Below are 18,943 nucleotides of genomic sequence, written 5' to 3'. Positions count from 1 at the left end.
CGCCGTCGCAACACCTCAGATCGCTGCATCGACGATTGTCACTTCGTTACTCGCGCCACTGTTCACCGCATTGTTTGCGAAATATATCGCCCAACGGAAGTCGACCAATGCAGGAGAGTTAAGGTCTTCCCACATGGTGGAGCACGTGGACCGAGTGTAGGAAGCTCGCCACTTACCAGCCGCACTCATCGGAACTGCCCGATCAAACGCTCTCTGTATTCCATAATCGTATAGATAAAGCGTGATTCTTCATTATAAAAACCTCTTGATCGACGCTAGTATGCAGACTCCTAGCTGCGCTCCACGCCTGCATCCGACAGGCGCACGGCGTCCAGAAGCCGTCTTGCTGCGCTGGTCGGCCGATACGCAAGGGCCAACCAACCATTCATTGATGCTCTGCCCGCGTCGTCCATGGCGAGGCGAGCGTGTGAGGAAGAGACTCGAACGTGAAAATGACCTTTCGCTGGTATGGCGACGCAGACCCTGTGCCGCTCGCTTATATCCGCCAGATTCCCGGCATGACCGGGGTCGTCTCCGCGATCTATGACGTGCCGGTCGGCGAGGTGTGGCCAATCGACAGGATCCAGTCGCTGAAAGAGAAGATAGAGGCGCACGGGCTGACACTGGAGGTGATTGAAAGCGTGCCGGTGCACGAGGACATCAAGCTCGGCAAACCGACGCGCGACATGCTCATCGCTAACTACGGCGAGACCTTGCGCAACCTCGGCGCCTGCGGCGTGAAGGTGGTCTGCTACAACTTCATGCCGGTTTTCGACTGGACCCGCACCTCGCTCGGAATGCAGCTGCCCGATGGCTCGACGACGCTCGCGTTCGACACGCAAGCGATCCGCGAGCTCGACGTCAGCCAAGGTATTCAGCTGCCCGGTTGGGACGCGAGCTATCGGTCCGAGCAGTTGAAAGCCCTGCTGCGCGACTATGAAGCGCTCGACGAAGCCGGTCTGTGGGCCAATCTCGACTACTTCCTGCGGGCGATCATCCCGGTGGCCAAAGAAGCCGGCATCAAGATGGCAATCCACCCCGACGATCCGCCGCGGCCGATTTTCGGGCTGCCGCGCATCGTGAAGAATCGCGCGGACCTGCAGCGAGTGCTGGCGATCGTCGACGATCCCGCCAACGGTCTGACACTGTGTTCCGGTTCCCTGGGCGCAGATCAGCAGAACGATATTCCGGCACTGGTGCGCGAGTTCGGCGCGCGTGGCCGGATTCATTTCGCGCACCTGCGCAACGTGCAAACGAATCCCGCGGGCGATTTTCACGAGACCTCGCATCGCTCGGCCGATGGTTCGCTCGACATGGCGGAAATCGTCAAAGCCTACTTTGAAACCGGCTTCGAAGGCTACGCAAGGCCGGACCATGGGCGAATGATCTGGGGGGAAACGGGCCGCGCAGGCTATGGACTGTTCGACCGCGCGCTGGGAGCGGTCTACCTGAACGGCATCTGGGAAGGCCTCGCCAAACATCCGGCCACACCATGCGGCTGAGTAACGACGCCTTGGCTTCGCTCGCGGCGCGCGCCGCGAGCGAAGTAGTCGTTCCCTCCTACGATCGCGCAAGGCTTGCACCGGGCATCGTCCATTTGGGACTCGGCGCGTTTCATCGCGCCCACCAGGCCGTGTACACCGAGCACACGTTGCGCGCTGGCGATTACCGCTGGGGCATCGTCGGCGTTTCGTTGCGGCGCGCGGATACGTCGGAGGCGCTCGCTCCGCAGGATCATCTGTATACGGTGGATGTGCGCGACGGCACCGCGGATTCGTTCCAGATTGTCGGTGCGCTGATCGCGTCGCTGGTCGCGGCGCAGTCGCCCGCCGCCGTACTCGAAGCGATGAGCGATCCGCGCTGCCATATCGTCAGCCTGACGATCACCGAGAAAGGCTATTGCCACAATCCGGCCAGCGGCGCGTTGCAGTTCGATCATCCCGACATTGCCCATGATCTGCGCGAGGCCGCTGCGCCGCGTAGCGCGATCGGCTTCGTCGTGCGCGCACTGGCGCTGCGCCGCGCGGGCGGTTTGCGCCCGTTTACCGTGCTGTCGTGCGACAACCTTCCGTCCAACGGCGACACGATGCGCTCATTGACGCTGGCGTTCGCTCGTGAAGCGGATCCTGCGCTGGCCGACTGGATCGAGCGAGAGGGCGCGTTTCCCAACACGATGGTGGATCGGATCGTGCCGCTCACCACCGACGCCGATCGCATGCGCGTAGCGAAGCAACTCGGTGCCGACGATGCGTGGCCGGTGATGACCGAGCCGTTTTCGCAATGGGTGATCGAGGACCGCTTCGCGGGGCCGCGGCCGGCGTGGGAGCGCGCAGGCGCGACGCTCGTCGGTGACGCACGTCCCTATGAACAAGCGAAATTGCGGATGTTGAACGGCGCGCATTCGGCGCTCGCGTACGTCGGGTCGCTGATCGGCTATGACACTGTCGATCAGGCAATCGCTGCGCCGGCCGTGTTCAACTTTGTCGAAAGCATGTTGCGCGAAGAGGTAGAGCCGACGCTATCGCGACCCGCTTTGGCCAGCTATCGCGCTGAACTGGTCACGCGTTTTCGCAACACCGCCCTCGATCACCGCTTGCATCAGATCGCGACCGACGGCTCGCAGAAACTGCCGCAGCGCTGGCTGGAAAGCGTGCGCGCCAACCTGAAATGCGGCGCGCCGACCGAACTTCTCGCGTTTGCGTTGGCCGGCTGGATAGGGTATCTCGGCGGCCGGGACGAGACCGGCCGCACCTACGCGATTGCCGATCCGCTCGCTGACACGTTGATCAAGACGGTTCGCGCGACGTCGCATGCGGATGCAAGCGCCGTGGTGCAAGCTGCGTTCGCGATCGAGTCGATCTTTGGATCGGATCTACGCGCACAGCCGCGCTTCGTCGCACAGGTCGCACGCCATCTGGCGGCGATTCGCGCACGAGGCGTCGTCGAAGCCATGGACGCTTGTACCTCTTCACGCCCGTGCCCGTAAGCGCAGCGACCGCCGCGCTCTGCACAGTAGTATCACCAAATAACTGGAGCAAGACATGAGCGACCTGCTCGTCAAACCGTCAAAGCATGCCGAAGACGGTCAGATCATCCATATCACGCCCGCAAGCGCCGGCTGGAAATACGTGGGCTTCGATGTTTTCGACCTGAAGGGCGGCGCCACGGTCACACGGGAGACGGGCGATCGTGAAGTCGTGGTCGTGCTCGTCAAGGGGCGCGCAACAGCCGGTTGCGAGGGGCTCGCAAGCCGCCTGATCGGAGCCCGGATGTCGCCGTTCGAAGGCGCGCCGTGGTCCATGTACGTGCCGCCGCATACGCGTTACACGATCGTGGCGGCGGACAACGTCGAGCTCGGGGTCTGCTCGGCGCCCGCGAAGGGCGGCCTGCCTCCACGCTTTATTGCGCCTGACGAGGTCAAGCAGGAAATCCGGGGTACCGGCGCCAATCTGCGTCACGTGCGCCATATCCTGCCGGAAACCGAACCGGCGGAGAGCTTGCTCGTGGTGGAATCGGTGACGCCCGCAGGCAACTGGTCCAGCTATCCACCGCATCGACACGATACCGACGATGGCGAGCAGCAGACCTATCTAGAGGAAACCTATTATCACCGCGTCTCGCCGCCGCAGGGCTTCGCGATTCAGCGGGTCTATACCGACGACCGCAGTCTCGACGAGACGCTCGCGGCTTACGACAAGCACGTCGTGCTGGTGCCTCGCGGCTATCACCCGGTGGCCGCCGCGCACGGCTACGACCTTTACTACCTGAACGTGATGGCCGGCCCGCGCCGCACCTGGCACGTGCATAACGAGCCGGCCCATGAGTGGCTGCTACGACCCGGCGCGAGCGTTGCAGCGGACGGCTCGCGCTGACCCGGGTGCTGTGATCAGTGGTCGGCGGCGCCCGGGCCTTGAGTGTCGAATCCGGCGGTCTCGCGCAGCGCTTGCAACATCGCCCGCGCGCCCGGCGAGAGCCTTTCGCCGCGCCGTGTGACGATGCCCGCCGGTCCGAGCTTCAGATCGAACTCGAACGGCAGCGGTTCAATCGCACCGGCAATGCAATAAGGCCGCAGCGGCTCGCGCGCAAGCGGCGCGATCATATCGCTCATTTGCAGCAAACTCGTGATGACAGGCAGCGACGAGCTTTCGACCACGTCAGTCGGCAACGCGAGCTTCCGTTCTAGAAACAGTTGCGTGAACCGATTGCGCATCACGTTGCCTTTCGGCGGCAAGATCCACGTTTGCGGGGCCAGCTCGCTCCAGCTCAGAGCCTTGCGCTTGACGAGCGGATGGCCAACGCGTGCGAACAGCGCGTGCTGTGCTTCTGCGAGCGGGACATAATGCAGTTCCGCAAGGTCGTCCGGATTGCGGATTCGGGCGACGATCATGTCCAGCTTGCCTTCCTGCAGACGCTGCACCAGCACCTCGCTGAACTCCATCTCGATGTTGACGCGAATCTTGGGAAAGCGCTTCTTGAGCAGCGCCACCGCCTGGGGCACCAGGTTGGTGGCCGCTGTGACTTCGGTGCCGATCATCGCCTGCCCGGTCAGGCCGGCTTTGAGCGCCGACACTTCTTCGTACGCATGCTGCAGCTCCGCCAGCACGCTGCGTGCATGGCGGATCAGCACCTCGCCGTACCAGGTGGGCTCCACGCCGCGCGGATGCCGTTCGAACAATTCCACACCCATAGTCTCTTCCAGTTCACGTAGCAACTTGGTCGCCCCGGGCTGCGTCATGTGCGCGGCGTTTGCCGCGTGCAATACCGAGCGATGGATGTCGAGCTGAACGATCAGGGCCAATTGACGTGTCTTCAGACGGGTGGGGTCGAAGTGGCCCGTCGCACTGGCCCCGGCGCCGGTGTCCGGCTGAATAGGGGCGGTCACGAGGTCATCTCCATGTATTCCATATCGATATAGATTATGAGTTATTTTTCATTATAAAAGCATATCGATCAATTCTACTATGCGGAAGACGTCCGGCTTTCCAAAGCAGGGCGGACCTCTTCACGAGCATCGAAACCGGCTGCATCCAGCATCCGTGCATGCAGCCGCACAGGAGACTAAGAAGCAATGAACATCCGTACCGCAGATATCCCGCCGGAAGCCATCACCACCGACGAGTTCCTTGGCCGCGTCGCCAAGGTCCGCAGCGCACTCGACAAGGCGAGCCTGGTCGGCCTGCTTGCCTTTGGCGATTGCTGGCGTGGCGCGAATATCGGCTACTTCACTGAATTCCGCCCGCTCGACGGCGTATCGGACATCGCTAACGCGATCCTGCTGCTGCCCGTAGACGGTGACCCTGTGCTGTTCGTGTCGGACCAATGCCTCGACTACGCGAGGAGCGTGACCGCCTTCGAGGTGCGCAGCTTGCGTGAAGTTACGCAACAGGTGCAGGCGTTTTCGGCGCGGCATCGCAGCGGCGCGGTAGGTCTCGCCGGGGCCGCCTATATTCCCGCAGACCTGCTGAAGCGCCTGTACGCCGGTCTGGGCGACCTGAAGCTCGAGGCGACGATGGTGCTGGCCGAGATCAAGGCGATCAAGAGCGACGCCGAAGTGGCGCTGATGCGAAAAGCCGCCGCCTTGACCGATTCGGCGATGGCCGCGATTCGGGACGCGCTCGCCGACCGCCGTCCCTACACCGAGCGCGAACTCGCTCTGATCGCCGACCGCGCGATGCTCGCGGGAGGAGCGGATCGGACCGCATTCGATTCGATGGTGCAATCCGGTCCGCGCTCGGCATACAACCTGGCGCGCCCCACCGATCGTATCCTGCAACCGGGCGACCTGATCATGACCGACATCGGCGCGCGCTATCGTGGCTACGTGGCCGATGGCGGACGTGGTTTCACTTACGGTCCGGCGAGTCCCGAGAAGATGGCGATCGTCGCGGCAGCGGCGCGCGCGGTCGAAGCTGGGCTTGCCGCCGCGCGTCCCGGCATGGCAGCCATGGAACTGAACGCGGTGATCCAGCAGGCGCTGGTGAAATCAGACTACGAGCAATACTCGAGCGAAGCGCGCGGTCATGGCACCGGCCACGGCACGGGCATGGACCCGGAGGAAGAAGCCCCATGGATCGGGCCAGGCAACAAGACCGTGCTGCAAGAGAACATGGTCTTTACCCTGAAGGCGACAATCACGGTGCCGAACGTCGGCGGTTTGCGCACGGAACGCATCGTGCGGTTGACCTCGGGCGGCGTCGAAACGCTCGATCAATTCCCGATGGAACTGCACTGGTGAGCGCAGTGAATTCATTATCGTAACGTGCCGGCGGACCCGCGTCGCCGACACGCGGCAGTTAAAAACATTAGATTCCCAGAGAAGGGAGGAGACATGAATACATTGCCCGTTTCATCCGGCAGCGCGCCGGTCATCAGCCGCTCGGCCGTCAACCGCGTGCTGGTCGCCTCGGTAGTCGGAACCGCTATAGAGTGGTACGACTTTTTTCTCTACGCCACCGCTTCGGCGTTGGTCTTCGCCAAGCTGTTCTTCCCTTCGTTTGACCCGGTGGTTGGCACCATTGCGGCGTTCGGGAGTTTTGCGGTCGGCTATCTCGCACGGCCCTTCGGTGCCGTGTTTTTCGGGCACTTTGGCGACCGCATTGGACGTAAGGCGACGCTCGTCGCGACGCTGACAATCATGGGCGTCGGCACCTTCGTGGTTGGCTTGCTGCCGACTTACGCTTCGATCGGCGTCTGGGCACCGATCGCGCTGGTGGCGATGCGTTTCCTGCAAGGGCTGGGCGTCGGCGGCGAATGGGGCGGCGCGGTGCTGATGGTGGTCGAAACGGCGCCAGCCAGCAAGCGTGGCTTCTTCGGCGCATTCCCGCAGTTGGGTGTGCCGCTTGGGCTGATGCTCTCGACCGCGGTGTTTAAAGCCGTGTCGAGTCTGCCGTCCGACGCGTTCTATTCCTGGGGATGGCGCGTGCCGTTCCTGTTGAGCGTCGCGCTGATCGCGATTGGCCTGTTTATCCGGTTGCGCGTCATGGAGTCGCCAGTCTTCGAACAGATCAAGTTGAGCAAGCGGGTCGTAAAGGCGCCGCTGATCGAATTGCTGCGCCGGCACCCGAAAGACCTCGTGCTGACGATCGGCACGCGCTTCGCGGTCGACATCACCTTCAACGTGATTAACGTGTTCGTGCTGGTCTATGGCACCACGCGGCTTGGCCTCCCGCGCGGACTGCTGCTGAACGCCATCATCCTTGGTTGCGCCGTTGCGCTGATCACGCTGCCGTTGTTCGGCAAACTGTCGGATCTGATCGGACGCCGGACCGTCTTCATGCTTGGGGCGGTGTTCGTGGCGATCTACGGATTCGCATTTTTTCCGCTGCTCGAGACCCGCAATCCCACTTGGATTCTCGTGGCATACGTCTGCGGTATCGCGTTAAGCCAGGCCTCCGTGTACGGCGTGCAATCGACGTGGTTTGCGGAACTGTTCGGTACGCGGGTGCGCTATACGGGGGCGTCGCTGCCCTATCAGATCGCCGGCATCATCACGTCGGGACCGACGCCATTGATCGCCACTTACTTGTTTGCTACTTATGGTCAGACGCTGCCCATTTCGATCTATATCGCTGCGACGGGGTTGCTGAGTCTGGTGTGCGCGTTTTTCCTCGCCGAGACTTTCAAGCGGGATCTGACCGCGGAGCCGGAAGATGAATCGGCCGCAGCGCTTGGCTCGCGTGACTCAGCGCACTCGCCGCATCCTCTGCCGCGCTGAGCGTAAATCGCTCCGGCAGTAATGCCGTGTATGACGTAGCCATGTGCCGCGCCGGAGCGGCCCCCTCACGATCGGCATGCAATCCGGCAACGAACGGCCGGGTTGGTTCGGTATCACAGGAACCGAGGAACTTGGCGGCGGCTATGCGGCTGTCTTCCGGCTCGAGTCCGGCTTCAACGTTGGTACAAGCAGTTACACGATACCCGGCGCCGCGATGGATCGCTATGCGTGCGTCGGCGTAAGCGGAATGAACTTGGGGACATTCACGTTAGCGCCGTCAACGGAGCATATTGCTCGACCAGTCGCGGCTTTTCTATCCGACTTATCTCGCGCGATATTCATCGGAATCGACGAATTACATTCCGGTACCGAGATTCGATCAGAATAACTAAGTAAAGTGGAATAGTCCCGCTTACGCTGGGGCGTCGAGGGAGCTGATGTACGGATTCGGCCAGCAAGCGGCGGGCAACGGACTGGGAGTTGCTGCTGACCAATCCTCATAGGCTGGGTATTTATGTCGAAGATCGAATTAAAAAATACAAAATACCGCCTTTAAAGGCGGCCGGGTAATGTCGCCATAACAAACGGAGCAAGGGCGCACGCACAATGACCGCTAGTTCGTTCATGGCAGGCAGGTACCCCGCGACAGGCGGCGAGAACCCAAAGGAGAAGACAAGCTTATGATTCAACGTAACGAGCAACGCCGGAAGATGATCCTCGATTGCGACCCCGGCATCGGCCCGGGCCTCGACGCAGATGACGTACTCGCGCTCTTGTTCGCGCTGGCCAGCCCTGAACTGCGGCTCGAGGGCGTGACCACAGTATTCGGAAACGTCGAGGTACGGCGTGCGACGGAAAATGCGCTTCGTACGCTGGAAGCCGCGGGCCGGCTCGATATCCCTGTCGCAATGGGAATGGGCGGACCCTTATCCGGTCGGCTTCATCCGCGCAGCGAAGCCGAATACGCCCATCACCAGTCGCTACTTGGGCCGATAGACGATGCGCGCGTCGACACGCAACGGCACGAGTTGCACGCTTCGGACTTCATCATTTCAAAAGTGAATAAATATCCGGGGGAAGTGACGATCGTGGCGGTGGGTTCACTGACGAACGTCGCCATGGCGTTGCTGAAGGAGCCGTCGATTAAAGCGAAGATTCCGCGCATCGCCATCATGGGAGGCGCCTTCGCCCGTGAGCCACAGTTCGGCCGAGGCAATATCACACCGGTTGCCGAATACAACATCTGGAATGATCCGCTTGCCGCCGACATCGTGTTCGAATCGGGTATTCCTATTACCGCTGTGGGACTCGACGTCACGAATCCGGCGAAAGGAACGGTGATGTACGAGGAGCAGCTGTTCGGGCTCGTCAAGCAGCGTAACAAGCTCTCGGCGTTCCTGCACGACGTGTGCAAAACCTATATCGACACACCGAAATTCAACTGGGCAAAGAAAGGATGCCTGCTTTACGACCCTCTCGTCGTCGGTACGCTGGTCGACCGTTCGCTCGTCACTACCGAAAGATCGAGGGTACGGGTGGAGACCGTGAGCGAGCTGACGCGAGGCCAGACCGTCGCGTTCCCATCCGACGAAGGAACCGTGGATGTGTGTGTGGACGTAAACGGCCCGGGGTTTGTCGAGCTGTTCGTGAGCAGACTGCAAGCCCTGGTGGATCAGTGTGCCGACGTTGCTGAAGGGAATTGATTTTTCGTCGTTAAGCAGAAACAGGAGGAGACCAAATGAAAATGTCTGAAAGAAGTTGCCGCGTGCTACTGGCCAGCGTGGCTGTCACGGTTTTGTCGGTGTCGCTTGCTTTTGGCAATGCACGCGCCAGTGAACCCAGGATTGCGCTGGTGTTGCCTGGACCGAATGCCTACTTTGAGCCGTGGGACGCGGCTATTCGCGATGCCGCGAAAACCTATCATTTCTCGGGTATGTACGGTGTTCCTGCAACGGACGCATTCGATCTCACCCACGAAGACGCCTTGATGGACTCGCTGGCGGGGCGAGGATATACGGGCTTTGGCGTGTTTCCGGGCGACGCACACGGCACCAATGCTGAAGAAGAGAAGCTGGCGGCACATGGCATCAAGTCGATCAATGTCAACGGCTGCACTTACGATCCGAATCCGGCGTTGTTCTGCGTGTCGACCAATATTTTCGCCGCAGCGTATTACCAGGCGCAACAGTTGATCAAGGCGATCGGCGGTAAGGGCGAGATCGCATTGCTGACGAGCCAGTTGACGGACCCGAACACGCAATTGAGGATTCGCGCGGTCGAGAAGGCCGTGGCGGAGACGCACGGTAATGTGACGCTAGCTCAAACTGTGGCGGACATCGATACGCCGCAGAGCGCTCCGCCAGCCATTAACGCATTGCTGGCCGCTCGTGGCAATACGCTTGCGGGCGTGATGTCGACCTCGTATAACCCATCTGTCGCAATGGCAAGTAGCTTGGCCGACAACCCACAATTCCGGCACATCAAGTTCATCGCCGCAGAGAATTCGCCGCAGGTCATGAATGCGCTGGAGAAGGGTTACATTTATGGCACCTTGTTTCAAAATACGTATGGGCAGGCTTACGTCGCATCGTATGCGCTGTATAAGGTGCTGCACGACAAGTGCTCGATTCGCAGCGATGCGCCTTTCGAGCAGACCGACCAGACGAAGAAGTTGCTTGCGGCGGGCGTGCTGCTCGTCACCAAAGAAAACGCAAGCCAGTTTGTCGGCAAGCCAGAGGCGCTGCCGGACGACACACAGCGAATGATAAAACTGCTTGATACGAAGGTGCTGCAATGCAGTTGAGGCCGCCGCGGCCGAACCAGATAAGCGCGCTGGAAGACAGCGAGCTTGCAGACGCGCAACCGCGCGCGCCGTCCGCGAGTGCGCGTCGCGGTTCCGCGCGGGGCGAGCCGCTGAGAAACTCAAACGTCGCCGGGCTGTTGCTGCTGACGATGATTAGCTGGACCGTGTACCAGTTTCTCGGCGAGGGGTTCCTGAGCAGCTTTAATCTGTTCACATTATCGCAACTCGTCGCGCAAACCGCAGTAATTGGTTTTGCACAGCTGGTCGTGCTTGTGATCGGACGTTTGAATCTCGCGGTGGGGGCCGTCGGCGTGAGTGTAGTGATGTTCACCGGCTGGCTGGCCGGCCCGCTCATGGTCAATCCGGTGCTTGCCGTGGTCGCTGGATTGCTGCTGGGCGCTCTACTCGGCATGGCGATGGGCTGGCTTGAACTACGCACCGGATTGAACAGCTTCGTCGTCACGCTAGCCGTACAGTCGATCTATGTGGGCGCAGTTCTTGTGATCTCCGGCGGTGCGTCGGTAAGCGCGTTGCCCGACAGCGTCACGAAGGTCGGCGGTGCCCCACTGTTCACTCCCGGCCTCTCCGTGCTGGCTCTGCCGGCGCTAGTGATTGCGGCGCTGCTATGGTATCTGTACCACCGATCGAGTCTCGGCTGGAAGATGCTTGCTGTCGGCGCGAACTCTCGCGCGGCGGAGCTGGGTGGGGTAGCCGTGCCACGTGTCGTCATCATGAGTTTCGCGCTGTCCGGGTTGCTCTCCGGCGTAGCCGGGGTGATGGAGATGACACGTGTATCGGCCGCGCTGCCGTCGCTCGGCACTGACTGGTTGCTGTCGGCGTTCATTGTGCCGATTCTGGGCGGCACGATGCTCACTGGGGGCGCCGTGTCCGTTGGTGGTGCGCTGGTTGCGGCGCTCTTTTTGGAAAGCATCAATTCGGGCCTCGTCTCGTTGAACGTGGCCGCGTACTGGCAACAGCTTGCACAGGCTCTCATTCTCCTTGTCGCTGTTATCGCGGATCAGACCGGGCGTAGCCGTCGGCTCCGCGCGAAGAACGAAGTGACGGTGCGAGCCGAAGCGACACGCACGGGACACAATGACCATGTTCAGAAGTAGATTTTCGTTCGCGGCCGGACCCTGGCTGCCGTTGCTCGCGGTCGCCTTTCTGGCAGGCGTTGCCTTTTCCGCTCTGAGCGGTAACTTTCTCACATCGTTCAATGTGTACGTCATCATGTCTGACGCAGCGTTGCTCAGTGTGATCGGTTTTGCGCAGCTCGTCGTGTTGAGTGTGGGGGAGTTCAGTCTTGCGGTGGGAGGCATCGGCGGCTTTGCCGCCGTGGTCACCGGCTATCTGCTTGTATCGCGGGGAGTCCCGCTGGCGCCTGCGCTGATGGCGGGTCTGCTGGCCGGAGCCGCTGGCGGGTTCATCAACGGACTGCTGGTCGCCAGGTCTCAGGTCAGCGGCTTTGTCATTACCCTGGCAACGGGAGGTGCATTTGCCGGCGCGTCGCTTGCGATCACGCAGACGGCTCCGTACACAAGCTTGCCGTCAGCGTTGACGCTGTTTGGGACGGGCCGTATCGGCTTTGTACCGTACCTCGCGAGTGCCACCCTCGCCACGGCTTTTGCTTTGTGGGTGCTGTTTCGCTGGCGCAGGCTGGGGCGCCACATGCTGGCGGTTGGTGGCAATGCGGAAGCGGCAAGATTGTCGGGGCTTTCCAAAGGACGTGCGCTGATCCTGGCGCATACGCTGTCGGGCCTGCTGTCGGCGGTGGCCGGAATGATGGCGATGGCCAAGCTGCACGAAGCCAACCCGCTGGTGGGCGCGGACTGGCTGATCCAGTCTTTCACGCTCCCCATCATCGGCGGCACAAGTTTGCTGGGCGGGAACGTCGCGGTCTGGGGTGTGGTCATCGCGAGCCTGATTCTTGCAACAATCAAGGACGGCCTGGTGCTTGTTCACGTCAACCCGTACTGGGTGACTCTGGTCGAAGGGGCGCTGGTTTTCCTCGCGGTGTGGCTAGGCCGCGCGCAGACGTGGGAGGCTTGCCGCGCAATCGGCGGCAAACTGATGGGCCGCCGCACAACGGAACTGAAGCGGATATGAATACGGTAAAGGCGCAAGGCATCTGGAAGGCGTTCGACGGCGCGCTGGCACTGCGTGGCGTCGATCTTGAAGTGGGAAGCGGTAGTATTCACGCGCTCATCGGCGAGAACGGCGCTGGTAAATCCACCTTGATCAAGGTGCTGACCGGGGTGCATCGCGCCGATCGAGGCACAGTGGCCGTTGCGGGCGAGATGCGCCAATTCGGCACTCCGCAGGAAGCGATGGCGGCAGGCATCAGCGCCGTCTATCAGGAGCGTAACCTGGTGCCGGATTTTTCGGTCGCTGAGAATCTGTTTCTGCATCGCACACCGCGCCGCGCGGGCTTTCTGGATTACAAGCAGATGTATCGCGACGCCAGCACGTGGCTTGAGCGCGTCGGTCTGCACGTCGGTCCCGAGGTGACAGCCCGCAGCCTTAGCGTGGCTCAGGGTCAACTGGTGGAAATTGCCCGCGCCCTGACGCTCGAGGCCAAGGTGCTGCTGCTGGATGAGCCCACTGCATCCATTACCGAAACGGAAACTGCAGTGCTGTTCGGAATACTTCACGAGTTGCGCAACCGTGGGCGGGCGATGCTATTTGTCAGCCACAAGCTTGGCGAGATCTTCGAGATTTGCGACCGGATCACGGTCATTCGCGATGGCGAGACCATTATCAACGGGGTGGCGCGCGCGGATCTCACGCAAGGCGACGTCATTACTGCAATGGTGGGGCGTACGGTCTCGTTTGCCGGGCGGCAGACGAGTGCCGAGCCGGACGGGCGCGAGCCGCTGCTCGAGTGTCGTAATCTCAGTACACAGTTCGGTCACCGCAATGTCGACCTTGCGTTGTTGCCCGGCAAGGTGACGGGGTTGTACGGACTGGTCGGCTCGGGCCGCACCGAACTCGCGAGAGCCATCATCGGCCAGGTCAGGATCGATGGCGGAGAACTGAGATCGCACGCCGAGGTGGTACACATTCCTGACCCGCATGCGGCTGTGCACCAGCACCGGATCGGCTACGTTAGCGAGGATCGCAAGGGCGACGGCCTGATTCTTGCACATTCGATCAGCCACAATGCGGGCATTACGATCTGGGACCAGATGCGGGGATTCATGGGATTTGTCACGCCAGGTCGCGAGCGACGGCGCATTGCGCCGCTGGTCGAGAAGATGGGGGTGAAGATGGCCGGACTCGCGCAGCCCGTAGGCCAGTTGAGCGGCGGAAATCAGCAGAAAGTGAGTGTTGCCAAGTGGCTAGCCAGCGATGTGAATGTGCTGATTATCGACGAGCCGAGCATCGGTGTCGACGTGCGAACCAAAGAGGAGATGTACCTGCTGATCGAAGACCTTGCCCGGCGAGGCAAAGCGATTCTGGTGATATCCAGCGATCTTGCGGAGGTGATCCGTATCTCGGACACGATTGCTGTAATGGCGAATAAGCGACTCGTGGCGAGCTTCGCGAATACTGGCGACTACAACCGCCTAAGCGAGCAAGTCATGCAGGCGATCGTGTCGGCGCAGGATGGCGCCAGTCCCGCCGAGGGGCCCAACGGCGAGGAACTGCCGAACGCGGCCTGAGCGCCGCGCTCAGTTCCGCGCATCGCGCAAGATGCCGGCGACGCCCTCCGCGCCAAGAGCCTGTTCAATGGCGAGGACGGTTCCGCCGATTGCGCCTGCGTACTCGTTCAAGGTCGACTTTTCAATCAACAGGCTGCGAGTAGCGAGCGGTAACGCGCGTTGATACACCACTGCCCGGATGCCCGCGAGCAGATCATCGCTGAGACGAGACATCCGGCCGCCCAAAACAATTGCGGCGGGGTTATACATGTGGACCACCATCGCGATCACTTCGCCGATATCGGTCGCTGCGGCGCGCACCAGCCTGATCGCCTGTGGATCGCCGGCCCGTACGATGCGCGCAAGGTCGTCGTCGCTTTGCACCAGGCTTCCGGGCGCCTGACGCAATGCACTCAGGATTGCGCCAGTCGACGCGACCGCCTCGACACAGCCAATGTTGCCGCAGCGGCAGACCACATCGTCGCGGCCCGGCACGCGAATGTGCCCGATGTCGCCGGCCGATCCGTCAGCACCCCGGTGCAACTGTCCGTCCGACGTGACCAGGCCGCAACCGATACCCGTCGACACCTTGACAAACAACAGCGGTGACTGGTCCGCGGGCCGGCTTCGCGCCTCACCGAGTGCCATCAGGTTGACGTCATTGTCGACCAGAACGGGTGCACGCAACTTCTCGCGCATATACGCGGATACCGGGAAGCCGTCCCACCCGGGCATGATCGGCGGCCGTACCGGCACGCCGCGATTGAAGTCAACGGGGCTCGGCAGGCCGATCACGACGCTGCGAACCGTAGCCGACTTCATGGCGTGCATGTCCAGCAGTTCATGAAAGCGGGTGACCACCGTATCCAGAACCGGCTTGGGACCCGCTGCCAGATCGATGCCGAACACATGCTCGGCGAGGCGCCGCTGGGCGAGGTCAGCGATGACCAGTCGGCCGTGCGTCGCGCCCATGTCGGCAACCAGTACGACGCCGGCGCGCGCATTGAGCATTAACGCCGTAGCCGGGCGGCCGCGCACGTTTGCCCCCATGCTCTGTTCCTTCACCAGACCGGCTTCGATCATCGGCTGGATCAACTGGGAGATCGTGGAGCGCGCAAAGCCGGTGATACGCGCCAGGTCTGCTCGACTGAGGCCAACGGACGAAGCAATCAGTCGTGCGAGTTTGCTCTGCACCTCGTATTCGCCGAAGCGAAAGGCGTTTTCATCGGTGATGACGCGTGTGGGCATCCAATTCGAAACTTGATCTTGCATATCCTTGTTTGGCATTTCATGCAGGGATTGGTTGAGTGTACTAAGGACATACGCTTCGATGCAAACCAGTTAACGAGAATTCGACACGATAGCGGATAGCTTTCTGTTGTCGATCGAATTAAAGAAAACAAAATATCGACGATGACCTCGAGCCGTTAAGGTATTTCAAAGCTAACGGGAGCCAAACAGGATGCGGGAAAGACTAAGAGTAGCGATCGTCGGGGCGGGCATGATGGGGGCCGTGCACACACGTGCGGCCCGGCTGGCGGGGGCGGAGATCATGGGGATCGCCGCTTCCACTGCGCATAGCGCTCAGCAGGCTGCGCGGAAGCTTCGGCTTCCAGTTGCGTATGAATCCCCCGAGGAGGCGCTACTCGATCCGCGGGTCGACGTGGTACACATCTGCACGCCAAACACGTCCCACTATCGTTTTTCGCTTAAGGCGCTGGAGGCGGGCAAACATGTCATCTGCGAGAAACCACTCGCCATGAGTCTCGCAGAAGCCCGACAACTCGCGCAAGCGGCGCGTGAGCGCGATCGGGTGGCAACGGTGCCTTTTGTCTACCGGTACCACCCGATGGTGCGCGAGGCCCGCGCACTGGTCAGCAGCGGTGAACTTGGCGCGTTGCACCTGATTCACGGCAGCTATCTGCAGGACTGGCTGCTGGATGCGACGACGACGAACTGGCGCGTCGATGCAACCACCGGTGGCGCGTCGCGCGCCTTTGCCGATATCGGCTCGCACTGGTGCGATCTTATCGAGTGGATCACGGGAGAGCGTTTCGAGAGCGTCGTCGCATCGCTGCAAACTACAGTGCCCATGCGGCCTGGCGGATCTCGCCCGACCTTCTTTCCAGGCGACCCACAGCACGGCACGGATCGAAGCGACAGTGCGCTTGTTGCGGTCACGACGGAGGACGTTGTCGGGGCATTGATGCGCACGGACCGTGGCACGCTCGCCACGCTAACCGTGAGCCAGGTATCCGCGGCGCGCAAGAACCGCCTGTGGTTCGAACTGGATGGCGCCTACCGCAGCGTTGTCTTTGATCAGGAAGAGCCTGAACGTTTGTGGGTAGGCGATTCGCATGAAACGCGCCTACTGGTGCGCGATCCGTCGCGCGGCAGCAGCGAGCAGCGGCGCCTCGCAACGCTGCCCGCGGGGCACGCGCAAGGATATGCGCAATGCTTCGAAGCATTCGTTGCCGATACCTACACGGCCATTCTCGGTGCGACACCGGATGGCCTGCCGACCTTTGCCGACGGTGCCCGTTCGGCTTCGATCGTCGAAGCGGTCCTTGCTTCGTCGGAAACGAACAGCTGGACGAAGATCGCTTTGCATGAATAACCCCGATTGCACTGGTGCATGCCCGCCCCGGCTCGATGCTGCAGTCCTTCCCTCTCTGGAGTTTGCATGACCGTTTCAAACCCGACTGATTCGCGTATCTTCGTCGCACCCGCACCGCGCGCGGTCAAGGATATTTTCGGCGAGGAGGAACTCGCCAGGCTACGCGCACTGGGCGACGTCCGGTTGCACGAAAGCGGACCCGTAACCGAAGCCGTCTTCGAGCGGCACGTGGCGGATGCGGACATCGTCATTGGGCAAATCGACCTGCCTGGAGATCGCCTGGAACGTGCGCATAATCTCAAGGCGATCATCAACGTGGAGGGCAACTTTCTGCCGAACGTGGATTATGCGCAATGTTTTCGGCAGGGCGTGCGCGTACTTAACGTCAGTCCCGTGTTTGCAGAACCGGTGGCGGAACTCGCACTGGGAATGGCTATCGACCTTGCACGTGGCATGACGAGCGGCGATCGCCGCTTTCGCAGCGTTACGGAAAACTACGGACTGGGGGCGAACAGCGACGCATACTCGCTTTTCGAGGCGCCCATCGGCTTTATCGGCATGGGCGATCTGGGGCGGGCGATCGTGCCGTTGATCAAGCCGTTCAAGCCATATATTCGCGCCTATGACCCGTGGCTACCGGCGGCCTATCTCGAGGCTATTGGCGTACAGCCCGCAAGCCTTGAGGAGGTGCTGACGAAATCGCAAGTCGTCTTCGTGGTGGCTGGCGTCACGGCACAAAATCAGGGCTTCCTGGGCGAGGCGCACTTCGCCTCGATGCGACGTGGTGCGGCATTGGTACTGGTCAGCCGGGCAGGCGTGGTGGACTTCGATGCGATGCTCGACGCAGCGCAGTCCGGTCATATCCGCGTGGCAACTGACGTTTTCCCGCAAGAACCGTTGGCACCCGATCATCGAGCCCGCTCGCTTGACGGCGTCCTTCTATCTCCTCATCAAGCCGGCGCGCTGACCTCTGCATTACGCGAAATCGGCAAACGTGTGGTGGCCGACGTGGAATTGATCGCGCAGGGCCTGCCGCCGATCATGTGCAAAGCTGCACAACCGGAAACGGTGAGGTTGCTGCGTAGCAAGCCAGTGGACAAGAGCTGACTGTGACGCCATGCTCAATCTCATTTCGCATTTCGGCATACCCGATTGTGGACAAATCTCCGAGCGCAGCATCCGGTGGTCGAAGTATCGCAATTGGGCCGCGTTGCGCCTGAAGCAACGTGCACTCGAACTGGTCGTCGTTCCAGCGGTCGGCGGCCGATTGATGAACATCGTGCACGAAGGTGTTGAACTGGCATTTGTCAACGACGCGCTGGCTGGACGAACCGCCACTGAAGACCCGCAACGATGGCAGTCGTTGTGCGGCGACTGGGGATTTCCCCTTTGGGGGGGCGGCAAGACATGGGTGGCTCCCGAGAGCCGTTGGCCCTTGGGGGCGCCGCACCGGGACCTCGACAGCGGTCCGTATCGGGTGATACGGACCTGGTGCGAGGCTGATAGCATGGGCGTGGAAATGTTGAGCCGGGTTTGTAGGCAAAGCGGGTTGCAGATTCGCCGTAGCATCGAGATCGAGGTGGATTCCGGCGTTTGGCGCACTCGCCATGAGTTGGCCAATCAGGGCATCAGACCGGTTGAGGCCGGAATCTGGGATGTCCTGATGCTGCGCCGTCCTGGCGTCGTGACGCTACCCATGTCGGGCGATCCAGAAACCTGGAGGGACGGGATCATCCCGTTCGTGGAGAAGGGGCTGCTTGGCGACGTTCGCGATAGCAACAGGGTTTCGTATCGCGCCGGCGGATTGGCGGTTCGGTGCGATCGCGCGGTCGAATTCAAACTGGGGGTTGGCCAATCGAGCGGCAAGGTCGATGCGCTGCTGGAGCGGCCGGAAGGCGTAAAGCGGTATCGGCGGAGTTCGACCGTCGATATTTCGGCCCAGTATGCGCATGGCGCGCCCGTTGAGATATTCAACGCGCCTGACCTGCCATACTTTGAAGTCGAAACACACGCGCCCGTTGCGCATCTGATGCCAGGGGCTTCATGTGCGATGGTGGTGGAAGAAGAGGTCGCGACGGCTTCGTTCGAAGACGTGCAGATGCTCTCGCATCTGCTGACTGATTGACTGTTTCCGCGAGCATATGCTGCGGATCAGGCTCAACACCGTC

General features: G+C 61.4%; 16 protein-coding genes. 14 read left to right on the top strand and 2 right to left on the bottom strand.

Annotated elements, in window-relative coordinates; all coding sequences use genetic code 11:
- The first annotated feature begins 452 nt into the window (after positions 1-452).
- From uxuA to iolB, 3 genes are read left to right on the top strand one after another with little or no spacing between them, the layout of a single operon-like run.
- Positions 453-1,502: a mannonate dehydratase gene (gene uxuA, locus WCA85_RS01205; protein WP_424061209.1), complete on the top strand. Its 1,050-nt coding sequence runs from the start codon at positions 453-455 to the stop codon at positions 1,500-1,502.
- Positions 1,493-2,986, top strand: a complete 1,494-nt coding sequence (locus tag WCA85_RS01200; RefSeq protein ID WP_424061208.1) for a mannitol dehydrogenase family protein — start codon at positions 1,493-1,495, stop codon at positions 2,984-2,986. The genes uxuA and WCA85_RS01200 overlap by 10 nt, the downstream gene beginning before the upstream one ends.
- Before the next feature lie 55 nt (positions 2,987-3,041).
- Positions 3,042-3,872 carry a 5-deoxy-glucuronate isomerase gene (iolB, locus tag WCA85_RS01195; RefSeq protein WP_424061207.1) on the top strand — a complete coding sequence of 277 codons (831 nt, stop codon included), beginning with the start codon at positions 3,042-3,044 and terminating at the stop codon, positions 3,870-3,872.
- Positions 3,873-3,886: 14 nt separating this feature from the next.
- Here iolB and WCA85_RS01190 read toward each other — a convergent pair whose 3' ends face one another.
- Positions 3,887-4,882 carry a LysR substrate-binding domain-containing protein gene (locus WCA85_RS01190; RefSeq protein ID WP_424061206.1) on the bottom strand — a complete coding sequence of 332 codons (996 nt, stop codon included), beginning with the start codon at positions 4,880-4,882 and terminating at the stop codon, positions 3,887-3,889.
- Positions 4,883-5,068: 186 nt separating this feature from the next.
- On the opposite strand from WCA85_RS01190, the gene WCA85_RS01185 reads away from it, so the two are divergent.
- From WCA85_RS01185 to WCA85_RS01150, 8 genes are all read left to right on the top strand, one after another.
- On the top strand, positions 5,069-6,235 hold the full coding sequence (locus tag WCA85_RS01185; protein WP_424061205.1) for a M24 family metallopeptidase: 1,167 nt from the start codon (positions 5,069-5,071) through the stop codon (positions 6,233-6,235).
- A gap of 93 nt (positions 6,236-6,328) precedes the next feature.
- Entirely contained in the window at positions 6,329-7,714 is a 1,386-nt protein-coding gene (locus WCA85_RS01180) for an MFS transporter (RefSeq protein WP_424061204.1), read from the top strand.
- A gap of 76 nt (positions 7,715-7,790) precedes the next feature.
- Complete coding sequence (locus WCA85_RS01175; RefSeq protein WP_424061203.1) at positions 7,791-8,102, top strand: porin; 312 nt, start codon at positions 7,791-7,793, stop codon at positions 8,100-8,102.
- Between the two features lie 292 nt (positions 8,103-8,394).
- Positions 8,395-9,417, top strand: a complete 1,023-nt coding sequence (locus tag WCA85_RS01170) for a nucleoside hydrolase (protein ID WP_424061201.1) — start codon at positions 8,395-8,397, stop codon at positions 9,415-9,417.
- Between the two features lie 35 nt (positions 9,418-9,452).
- Positions 9,453-10,517, top strand: a complete 1,065-nt coding sequence (locus tag WCA85_RS01165; RefSeq protein ID WP_424061199.1) for a substrate-binding domain-containing protein — start codon at positions 9,453-9,455, stop codon at positions 10,515-10,517.
- Entirely contained in the window at positions 10,508-11,632 is a 1,125-nt protein-coding gene (locus WCA85_RS01160) for an ABC transporter permease (protein WP_424061197.1), read from the top strand. Before WCA85_RS01165 ends, WCA85_RS01160 begins: the two co-directional genes overlap by 10 nt.
- Positions 11,619-12,623: an ABC transporter permease gene (locus WCA85_RS01155; protein WP_424061195.1), complete on the top strand. Its 1,005-nt coding sequence runs from the start codon at positions 11,619-11,621 to the stop codon at positions 12,621-12,623. Before WCA85_RS01160 ends, WCA85_RS01155 begins: the two co-directional genes overlap by 14 nt.
- Entirely contained in the window at positions 12,620-14,179 is a 1,560-nt protein-coding gene (locus WCA85_RS01150; protein ID WP_424061193.1) for a sugar ABC transporter ATP-binding protein, read from the top strand. Before WCA85_RS01155 ends, WCA85_RS01150 begins: the two co-directional genes overlap by 4 nt.
- 9 nt (positions 14,180-14,188) lie before the next feature.
- Here WCA85_RS01150 and WCA85_RS01145 read toward each other — a convergent pair whose 3' ends face one another.
- On the bottom strand, positions 14,189-15,406 hold the full coding sequence (locus tag WCA85_RS01145; protein WP_424061191.1) for an ROK family protein: 1,218 nt from the start codon (positions 15,404-15,406) through the stop codon (positions 14,189-14,191).
- A 214-nt stretch (positions 15,407-15,620) separates the two neighbouring features.
- Here WCA85_RS01145 and WCA85_RS01140 point away from each other — a divergent pair, with 214 nt between their 5' ends.
- From WCA85_RS01140 to WCA85_RS01130, 3 genes are all read left to right on the top strand, one after another.
- Entirely contained in the window at positions 15,621-16,775 is a 1,155-nt protein-coding gene (locus WCA85_RS01140; RefSeq protein ID WP_424061189.1) for a Gfo/Idh/MocA family protein, read from the top strand.
- A 66-nt stretch (positions 16,776-16,841) separates the two neighbouring features.
- Positions 16,842-17,882: a hydroxyacid dehydrogenase gene (locus WCA85_RS01135; protein ID WP_424061186.1), complete on the top strand. Its 1,041-nt coding sequence runs from the start codon at positions 16,842-16,844 to the stop codon at positions 17,880-17,882.
- Positions 17,883-17,892: 10 nt separating this feature from the next.
- Positions 17,893-18,900, top strand: a complete 1,008-nt coding sequence (locus WCA85_RS01130; protein WP_424061184.1) for a hypothetical protein — start codon at positions 17,893-17,895, stop codon at positions 18,898-18,900.
- The last annotated feature ends 43 nt before the right edge of the window (positions 18,901-18,943 follow it).

Origin of the sequence: Paraburkholderia sp. (assembly GCF_049581445.1) — a bacterium.
Taxonomy (GTDB): domain Bacteria; phylum Pseudomonadota; class Gammaproteobacteria; order Burkholderiales; family Burkholderiaceae; genus Paraburkholderia.
This window is presented reverse-complemented; position numbering and strand designations above follow the sequence as displayed.